This is a genomic window from Microbacterium sp. UBA1097, from assembly GCF_002313585.1.
Lineage (GTDB): Bacteria > Actinomycetota > Actinomycetes > Actinomycetales > Microbacteriaceae > Microbacterium.
Genome location: NZ_DCBW01000037.1, coordinates 1 through 9,488 on the forward strand (window position 1 = coordinate 1; position 9,488 = coordinate 9,488).

At 62.2% G+C, this 9,488-nt stretch carries 7 protein-coding genes; 2 read left to right on the forward strand and 5 right to left on the reverse strand.

Going from position 1 to position 9,488, the window contains the following annotated elements:
- A partial coding sequence (locus B4F19_RS08725) for a transposase (RefSeq protein ID WP_422662292.1) occupies positions 1–544 on the reverse strand: 544 nt, incomplete at its 3' end.
- 80 nt (positions 545–624) lie between these two features.
- Between B4F19_RS08725 and B4F19_RS08730 the strand changes: the two genes are divergently transcribed.
- The gene (locus tag B4F19_RS08730) at positions 625–1,383 is read left to right on the forward strand and encodes a transposase (RefSeq protein ID WP_292734209.1); all 759 of its coding nucleotides are present in this window, start codon (positions 625–627) and stop codon (positions 1,381–1,383) included.
- Positions 1,384–2,001: 618 nt separating this feature from the next.
- Here B4F19_RS08730 and B4F19_RS08735 read toward each other — a convergent pair.
- Positions 2,002–4,515, reverse strand: coding sequence for an AAA family ATPase (locus B4F19_RS08735; protein ID WP_292734197.1), 2,514 nt, complete (start codon positions 4,513–4,515; stop codon positions 2,002–2,004).
- Positions 4,512–4,679 (reverse strand): hypothetical protein, encoded by a 168-nt coding sequence (locus B4F19_RS08740; RefSeq protein WP_292734200.1) that lies wholly within the window; start codon positions 4,677–4,679, stop codon positions 4,512–4,514. Before B4F19_RS08740 ends, B4F19_RS08735 begins: the two co-directional genes overlap by 4 nt.
- A gap of 93 nt (positions 4,680–4,772) precedes the next feature.
- Here B4F19_RS08740 and B4F19_RS08745 point away from each other — a divergent pair, with 93 nt between their 5' ends.
- The gene (locus B4F19_RS08745; RefSeq protein WP_292734203.1) at positions 4,773–5,450 is read left to right on the forward strand and encodes a DUF3223 domain-containing protein; all 678 of its coding nucleotides are present in this window, start codon (positions 4,773–4,775) and stop codon (positions 5,448–5,450) included.
- A 69-nt stretch (positions 5,451–5,519) separates the two neighbouring features.
- Here B4F19_RS08745 and B4F19_RS08750 read toward each other — a convergent pair whose 3' ends face one another.
- The gene (locus tag B4F19_RS08750) at positions 5,520–6,461 is read right to left on the reverse strand and encodes a hypothetical protein (protein ID WP_292734206.1); all 942 of its coding nucleotides are present in this window, start codon (positions 6,459–6,461) and stop codon (positions 5,520–5,522) included.
- Positions 6,462–6,503: 42 nt separating this feature from the next.
- A complete protein-coding gene (gene mobF / locus B4F19_RS08755; RefSeq protein ID WP_349675948.1) occupies positions 6,504–9,482 on the reverse strand; it encodes a MobF family relaxase in 2,979 nt (992 codons plus the stop codon).
- Positions 9,483–9,488: the final 6 nt, after the last annotated feature.

A 9,488-nucleotide genomic window follows, 5' to 3' on the forward strand; every position in this document is an offset into this window, starting at 1 on the left:
GGCGCTCAGAGAAGCGAATATTCAGCCACGCGAGGACCTCGTCGGCGACCTGGTCGGTGATCTTCGAGATCGTCTCATGCGACAGGTCGGTGCCGATCGTGTTCGCGAGGTGATGCTGAATATCGCGGACCGTCATCCCTCCGGCATAGAGCGAGATGATCATCCCGTCCAGCCCATCCAGCCGCCGCTGACCCTTCGGGACCAGCATCGGGCTGAACGAGCCGTTCCGGTCCCTCGGGACCGACAAATCGATCTCACCGATCTCGGTCGATACCGTTTTCGGCGTCGTGCCGTTGCGAGAATTCGGATACAGCGACGCCTCCGCGTCACCACGCTCATATCCGACGTGCTCGGTCAGCTCCGCCTCCAGACCGCGCTCCAGCGCAGCCTTGAGCATCCCGCCGAGCAGTCCCTGATCGCCGGTGAGCGGGGTACCGGCATCGATCTTCGCGAAGATCTCATCCATCGCTCCCGACGACTTCAACTGCTCAGCAAGCTCTTTCTGGCGGCGACGACGCTCCTCGCGCTCCGGACTGATAGCCATGCTCTCCATGATGTTCTCCTTCGAGGCGAACCTCACTTACACAGAACATCTGACACCCCCTCGGCACCTGGTGCCTACTCATCGCGCTTTCTGGCACGGGCCGGGTCCTGGCCTGGCAGTGGTGCGCCCGCGAGACCACCGCCGCCTGGAAAGCATTACTCGAACAGATCCCCGCACCGGCTGTGCTCGTCTCCGACGGCGGTTCTGGCTTGCCGTCCGCGTTACGTCAGTGCTGGCCCGAAACAGTGCATCAGCGGTGTCTGTTCCACCTGCAGCTAAACACCACCCGGCACCTGACCCGCAACCCCCGCACCACCGCCGGCCGTGCCCTGCACCGCCTCGTGATGGACCTGAGCGGCGTCCGCGACGAACAGACCGCGATCGACTGGCAACTGCAACTCGAGCAATGGTGGCAGGCATTCGGGCACCTCACCAGCGAACGCACCCTGCTCCGCAACGGCCGGTTCGGATACACCCACGACCGGCTCCGCAAAGCCTGGCTCCTGGTCCGGCTCGTGGTCCGCAAGGACCTGATCTTCACCCACATCACCTACGGCAACCCGCGCACCACCAGCGCGCTCGAAGGCCTCAACGCGCAGATCCGAGACCTGCTCCGCCGCCACCGCGGCATGACCGAAGAACACCGCCGCCGCGCGGTCGAGTGGTTCCTCACCCTGCACGAACTCCCGCTCGAGCAGGCCCTCGACCTCGCCCGGCCCATCGATCAACCACCAGTCGCCCCCGAACCCGACGACCAGATCAGCCGCACCCTCTACGACACCGGCCTCGACCCAGCCGAAGGCCTCTGGCTCAGAACAGGATGGGCAGGACGCGGATGACACACCCGACCCATCCACTCTTTTTGGCCGATAACCCCGAGAAGGTGCTTCGGTCCCCCGTATAAACGAAGAAGGGCGCCCACGCGGGGCGCCCTTCTTCGTTTGGTGGAAAGGACGCGAAGACGGTCAAACACGATGGCTCCACTCAGCGCCTTGCCCGGGCCGCATCTGGTGTCAGGAACGGAAAGATCCAGCGATCCAGCGATTCAGGGCCTGTCGACACACGGGGACAGATTTGTACATCGATCACGCGGCGGAAGATTACGGACACGGACCGAGCCGAAGCCATTCGGTTATTTCACGCCGGGACGTATGTCAAGGACATCGCTAGCAGCCTGCGGGTCACGAAAGCGTCGGTCCGGAAGATCCTGTATGAGGCAGGCGTCGCGGCTCCGCCTCGGAGGATGACGGAAGCGGAAATCAAAGATGCTGCACGTCGTTACGAGAATGGTGAGTCTCTCGTTCGTCTCGGAGAGCGTTTCGGGTGTAGCCCGGGAACAGTTCGGTCCAAGATTGTGCGCGCTGGAGTGGAGATGCGTCCATCGTCCGTACCGCGGTCGCTTTGATATTCATAGTCAGCAACTGCGAACCTCGCGGGTCATGTCGAGCGGTGGAGGCTTACGCCACCAGACCGTTCGCCCAGTGGGCACGGTGCGACTTCGCGATCGCACGGAGGTTTCCTCGCATGACTTTGAGTTCTGTTGTGGAAGGAACATCGTCGTCATGATTGCCAGGGTTCAACACGGTTGAAAACGTGTTCCACTTTCCCTTCTCATCGTTGCTCAGCGCGAAGCCGCGAACAAGCGGCACGAGTTGCCCGAGGACGCTTGCTTCCGTCTCGACGTCCGCTACAGAACAGGGTGTGCCTGATTCGGTGCGTGCGGTGGCGATAATCTGCTTCGCAAGCCGTTCCGCGGCCGAGCGATAGCTGCCACACGCTGCTCTTCTGCCCCGAGCGGTCGGAGCGTTGAGATTGTCTTCCGCGTCGAGCATGAGCTGGCTGAACACGTCCGAAGTCTGTGTGGGCACGGTGCCTGCTTTAGGGCTTGCGAGATTGAGCTCATAGGACATAAGTCCACGATGGTCGTGGTAACTCTTGCTCCAGTTCGCGAGCTTCCCGTCGTAAGTCGTGAGTATGACTTGGACTCCGGCGTCAAGGAGCTTCGTGAGGGTGTTCTGGACGAATGTGAGTCGGTGATCGGGGTCGCTGCCTGGGATGGGATCGTCGAGGACGATAATGGGTGAGCCCAATAGCTCGGCTCGTGCCAGGAAGATTGAAAGCCCCAGTGCGTTCAGTTGGGAATCGCTGTACACCCCGAGCGCGTCTCGTTCGACTGGGGTTGTGCCTGCTTCGGTGTGCAGGGCGGCGATGAGGTTGACGAAACGGTTGCCACTGGCTTTGGATTTCACTCCATGGAAGTCGACGAGTTCTTCTGGCCGGATCGTCAGCCACCAGGCCTTGATGGTCTCGCTCATCTCGGTGAAGCGAGCGTCCAGTAACGCTACAGAAGCTTTCTGCAGTTCTTTCTCTGCCGATCTCACCCGTGTTAGTGCTCTATCTCGTTGCGCCGCGCGGGTGAGGTCTTCACCCAGCCCGGTGACCGCGTCGAAGAGCCGCAGTAGTTGGCGCTGGTCGGTGATCTCTGCTCGTTGCGTGATCACGGGAGCGACCGCTTGCTCGAGAGCACTGATTGTGACGGCGTACGCCTGATGCTTCTGTCGGAGCGAGTGGAGCTTGCTGTCGAGGTCAGCGAAGTCAGGAGCTACTTTTGGTAGCGGTTGCCGTCGCTGGACGGCGGATCTGAGCGCAATCAGCGCTTCGCTGGCAGCCTGTGTATCTGGCGTGAGTGAGCGTATGTCAGCTGCGATGCTTCTGGCGCTCGCGTAGCTGTCACGAACAAGATCCGCGTCGAGTCCCCACGAGTCAAGTTTGGTTGCTAGAGGCGAGATCTCAGACTCGGGTGCGTCCGCAGCTTGCGGTACCCCGGTCGTGATGTAGCGGGTGACAACCGTAAGAGCATCCTGGGCACGGTCGATGGCGGCGAGCGTCTCGGCTGCGATCTGATCGAGATTCTTGGCGCTAGCCAGTTCTGCTCGCAACACTTCGATGCGGGCGGGCGTTAGAGCTTCTGGGGTGGCGCACACAGGACAGTCCACTGGCGCGGTGACGGCGGCGAACTCATCGACCTGGAGCACAGCTGCCAGGATGGGCTGGAGCCGCGCGACCTCCACGTCGACTGCCGAGAGGACCTCGGCGTACTGTCGTGTATCGGGTGCGACAAGGTCGAGGGTCGATATCGGCTGCGCGCGCAACCCAGCGATAGGAAAAACGGCTTCGCTCTTCGCGCTCACCCGCGATTCAAGGGCTACCTTGGCGTCAGCGAGTGACACGTACGAATCGCCGGTGACGATCTCGGCTGCATCTCGCAAAGCATCGCTGATGATGGCGTCGAGATCGCTGGGTGATTCCGCTGTCCGTGCGATAGAGCTGAGCCGATTCTGAAGGTCGACAAGTTCTTCGGGAAGGGTCGCGACCTGCTGCAGCCAGTAGCCGTCCGGCTCTTGCTCCAAGCGTTTCCGGCCCTCGGCGACTCGCTCCCTGAGAAGGTCGAGATCGCTAAGCGAGAGAAGAGACTTGAAGTAGGCGACTCTTTGCTTCGGCTCAGTGGAAAGGGCGTGGCGAAGTATGTGTTGCAGGAGGACCGGCGCGCTCACGGGTGGGTCTGCCAGCGAGAGCCCGATGCTGGACAGGCCCTCCGCTTCGTCGCCATCGATCAGAAGGTCGCTATCGCACTCTGCGCCGCGGCCAAAATCGCCGGTGAGGTTTCTGCGTGCAGTGTGGAGGGAGCCATCTGCGACCCTGACGACGGCCTCAACGTAGACCTGCTCACCTCCGGTGAGGTGAGCGTTGCGGAGGCTGTCGTTGTACTCTGCTTTGGCGCCGCCGAGGAGATCTCTGCGACTGCTGCGGCCGGATATCAGGAACTCGATCGCTTCCGCGAGGCTGGTCTTGCCCTGGCTGTTCGCGCCGTGCACGACAGTTACGGGCGCATCGAGTTCGAAGCGCGCGATGTCTGTACCGAATGCTCGAAATCCTCGCACCTCCAGCGATACGATCCTGGCCTGCGTCATGACGTGCGCCAGGTTTCGATGAGCCTGCTGATGGCCGTGTCGAGCTCGTCGACCGATGATGCTGCGCTGGCTGCCGCAACGATGGCACGGGCATCGTTCTTTGGCTCGGTGGCGCCTTGGAGTATCTCAGCCAGAGGCTCAGCGTTGGGCAACAGGTCGGACATGCTGCCGATTCTACTGTTGTGTCGGCCTGTAACCATGGGGCGTCTAACCGGGGATGGGAAGTATCCTGTATGGATACGCGAGGAGGCCGAGACATGGGTGTCGCGAAGCCAGTTGTTTTGCCCAGCATGACGTTTCCGACCCGCAAAGCGGCCAAGGATTGGGTTCGGGACGAGATCAAGGATCACTACGACCTCGAAGAGGTCATCACTGATCCTCTTCATGTTGCGGTGCTCCACGATCTCCTGGACCGTGACGATGATGCGGCTGAAAAAATCGGGGCCGGCATCAAAGAGTTCTTCATTAGGCGGACGGCGTTAGGTGGAGGGCATATCCAATATGTGCGTCGCGACGCACGCGGGATCTGGATCCGCCGTATCGATGGCTCGGAGGATGACTGGAGTTACACCAGTGCGATCAACCAAGAAGGACTCCAATCGGATGTCAAAGATGCGTTACGCGCTGTGATCAACGAAGATCGTCTCTCTTTCAGAGAGCAGGCTTTCGCCCACGGCCCAGTCCAATGCGCCCGCACGGGCGTCATGATCGGCTCGTTTCATGACGCCGAGGTCCGCTACGCGAACCCGTCATGGGCGAGCTTGGCCGAGGGGTTCGCAAGAACCCAAGGGGGCTGGGACCAGATCCCGTTGAGTGCCGGAGAGGGCCAGACGCAAATCTCTGGAAACCTTGCCGATCCAGCCCAACTGCAGGCATGGAAGGACTACTGGCACCAGCATGCCCACCCGATCATCGTGATGAAGACCAGCAGATAGATCTGCCTGATTCGCAAATCAGCTTCGTCCTACGACCGCGGTAGCGACGCGGCTCGTTCTCGGGCCTCTTCAGAGTTGTATGACGACGATTCCGGCCGTGTTCTTCGTGATTTCCTCTGGGAGCTCGAATCCAGCAAGTGCATCCATGACGTAGGCCGGTGGTGTCCGTCTCAGTCCTCGGAGGATGTTGGGATAGTAGGGTGCCCCGAAATGCCCTCGGTCCAATGGGTACTCGGTGAAGATCTGCTGAGCATCGGTAGTGATCCGCTCTTCGGTAGCAAGCGAGAACTGACCTTTCCTGGCTTCGGCGACGCGGTCAAAGAGCATCTTGGCGATCTGGCGAGCGCCGTGCTGTGGCTCGAGGAGGAAGCTTCGCAGTTCTGGATCGACGCGGTCAAGGTGTAGTTCGAGCGAAAGATCGACATGGGTACCCGCGTCGGCGAATGACTCAAGCGGGCGCGAAGCGCGATAGGCCGCTTCTCCGTCTGTCTGATCGAACCCTCCCCCGATCGTGCCGAGCAGTGCCGGGAGAAGAGAGACGGCCTCCATCGCGCATCGCTCACAGTCGTCTTCGACATGTGCGCTGCTGCGGCACGTTACAGGAGCCCGGTACTGCTGGGTGCCCAGATACAGCGCATAGGTCGGGGCGAGATCGAGTTCAGCTGCGGTGGCCGATAGATTCTTGTATTGGCGCCAGTCGCCAGGGTAGGGGAAGTCAATCGCCCATTTTGTGCCGATGCGGAGACGCTTGGCCTGTACCAGCATTCCAAAGGCCTCGCCTGCGTCGTCTAGCCACCACCACACCCAATCAGCACCGGTGATGCCTTCCTGATTCTGATTGAACTTCGCCGACTTCACGAATGGTCGCGCGTGCTGCAGGATGATGTCGGTGATCGTGGTTTCGTTCCATGTCTCGCCCGCGTCTTCGTTGGATCTCATGTGCGATTCGGCCGCTCGCCGTGCGCGCCGGAAGGACTCCAACAGATCGGTCGCGGGTCCATGGCTGTCCATACACTAATGATCCCAGCCGCGAGTGCCAGCGTCCATGCGCCGTCAGCGCTGAAGACCTTCTCGCGATACCGCCGCGGCGCCCGGCGGGGGCACGTTCCCCGCGCCAGCCGAGAGAAGAGCTTCGACGCGTTCCCGATCCAGCCGGTGCTGGGTGTCATCAGATCGCGACCCAAGCAACGTGTCGGCATCCACGCGATAGCGGTCACGGTAGGCCACCACAACTCGGAGCCTCATCTTCCACTTTTCCCAGGCGTCCGTGCCCTTCTGCGGTATTGATCCAAGGCCATTCATCCATGCCGGGCGAGTGTTGATTGCTTCGTCGGCGAGAACTTCGGCGCGGTCCTCGATGTGTTTGTGGAGTTCGTCGAGAGCACGTCGCATATCGGCGGGCATGGGGCCGGTGGCTTCGGGGATGAACCCAGCGATGAACCGGCGACGCTGGCTGATGCGGCGTCCGGGCGTGGTGCGGGTCGCAAGCTGCTGGATACGGTGACGCAACAGGCTCACGGGATCGTCAGCGCTTGCGATAGGGCCGGCTTTGAGTGCGCGGGTGATGAGGCGTTCGGGCTGGTGTCCGGTGGCTTCTGCTCGCCGGAGCGTGGTCACGATCGATCCGAACGTCTCGGAGTCGGTGATCTGCGCTAAAACGTCAGATTCAAGTCCCGTGTTTTCTAGGAGTTCGGTGATGTGCTCGGCTTGGGCCGCTTGCGCGATCGTCTCGTACTGGTCTGCGAGGTGCGCGATAGAAGCCCATGCTTGATGCTCGGCCTCGATCGTCTCGTGAGCGGACTTCTCCGCACCCTCGTGCTGCAGAACCCCATAGAGAATACTGTGGGCCGTTGGTTCACCGTCGGAGAGCTGATGCTCTTCGAGGTGTGCTTCGTCGGTGGCGACGTAAGCGGTGTTAGATGCCCTGCCGCGGGTCATCGCGACATAGAAGTTCTCCCGCGTCATCGAGGAGGAGTGCACGATCGCGTGGGCAGTATCGACGGTGGAGCCTTGCGCCCTGTGCGCGGTGACGGCGTATCCGAGATCGACGTGCTCGGCGACGTACGCGGCGGGGAGGAGCACTCTTGTGGCGTTGCGTGCGTCTGCGCGGGCGACAGTGAGGGAGCCGTCGTCGTGGTGTGCGGTGACGCGCCACCGGTCCCCGTTCTTCACCCACGATCCGCTGACCGTGGAGAGGCGTCGGTCGTTCTTGCGGGTGATGATGATGTCCCCGGTCCCGGCCTGGGTGCCGTCGCGGAGGGTGTTGCCGTGTGGTGTGACGTGGCCTTCGAGGATGCGGTCGTCGCGTGCTCGGGTGTTGAGCTCGGTGACTGTCTCGTTCGTTTCGGCGATCAGAAGGCTGGTCTTGCCGTCCGCGATGTCGGTGTACCAGGACCGGTAGGCCGCTTCCAGGATGTCTTCGTAGTCGCCGCCGACGATGCGGCCTTCATCGTCGTAGGTGTCGATGACGTCGGTCTTGCCGAGCCGGAGTTGCAGGGACGCCCGTTTCTCCCAGTCGGCGTGAAACCGTCGTACGTCCGCGAGTTCTGGGGCGTCGCCGCGGTCTCGGGTGAGGAGCCCGAACGCGCCTCCGGCGTCGACGGCGGTTAGTTGTGCCCAGTCCCCCACGAGCACGACTTTCGCACCAACCTCCGAGGCATGGGTGGTGATGCGTTCGAGGGCGAGGGTGCCGACGAGTGAGGACTCGTCAATGATGACAAGCTGACCGGCGGTCAGGTTCCAGCGGCCGTGGTCGTGTTCGTGGAGCCATTTTGCGGTGTTGTCTGTCTCGATCCCGAGATCTTCCGCAAGTACTTCCGCGGCTGCAGCTGAGGGCGCCAATCCAATCACGCTCTGCGCCCCGTGCGTTTTCTCCCATGCGCGGCGCAACGCGCCGAGCGTGGTCGTTTTCCCGGTTCCGGCGGGTCCGACGAGGAGGTCGATGGTGCGGCCGGAGACGGCGATCTTCTCCACGGCCGTCTGTTGCTCCACCGACAATGTGATCCCACGATCGTCGGGGCGGGCGACGACGCCTCCGACAGTTCGCAGAGGAACGGTGGGGGCGGTGGTGGTGCGTGAGAGCTCGAGGAGGGTGTCTTCGGCGTCGAGAATGCGGGTGGAGGAGTAGATCGTGTGATGCTTGGGGCGGAACATGCTCGACCCGTCTTCGCGGGTGAACTCCGCCGGCGGGTTCAGCAGTTCCGGGGGTGTGAGGGTCAACGATGCCTGTTCTGCGGCATGGACGATCATCCCGATGACGGCTTCTCGGTCGTTGGTGGAAGCGAATCGGAGCCCCATCGTCTGCCGGGATGCCTCCGCGTAGAGATTCCAGCGTCGCCATGCCGAACGCTTCACCCCCACCTGCGCAACCACCGCCTCCCCGATCTGGCCAAGTTGCTCCAACGGAAGGTCGTCCGCACGCAGGACACCAATGTGCGTGCCGGACTGGATCAGGGTCATCGCCCAGGTGGTGCAGTCCTCCCCCAGCACCTGAGTGGCACGGTCACGCCACTCCGTAGTCAGGTCCGCGAGAGAGCGCACTTCCTTCTCGGGCCGGGTGGCGAGGGTCGCTTGCTGCCGTAACCGGATAATTGTCGTATCGGATGGGTGCTTCCCGTGCCGGGCGATGTACTCCTCAATGAGGCGTTGCTTCTCCGTCTCGATCGCCGCCGTCCGGGAGGAAAACTCCCCTATCAGATCATCACTGACGCCGGTGATCTCCCAAGCAGGGTTGCGATCGCGGCCCCGCGCACGCACCTCCCACTCCACACCCAACACGCGGGTGAGGTGATCGGCCAGGACCGCGTTGTAATGCTCGGACAGGGCCACGACAGCAGCATGCAGGGGCCTGCCGTCCACGGTGCGCCACTTCCCGTCCGCGGCCTGCACCCGGTTCGCGATCACCACATGCGTATGCAACTGCGGATCCCCCGCACGCGAATCAAAATGATCGAACGCTGTCGCAATCACCCCACGCACGTCGACCTGCGCGACACCGTTCGCGCCCGTCCGTGTAGCCCTGTGCGTCAGGATGGGGTG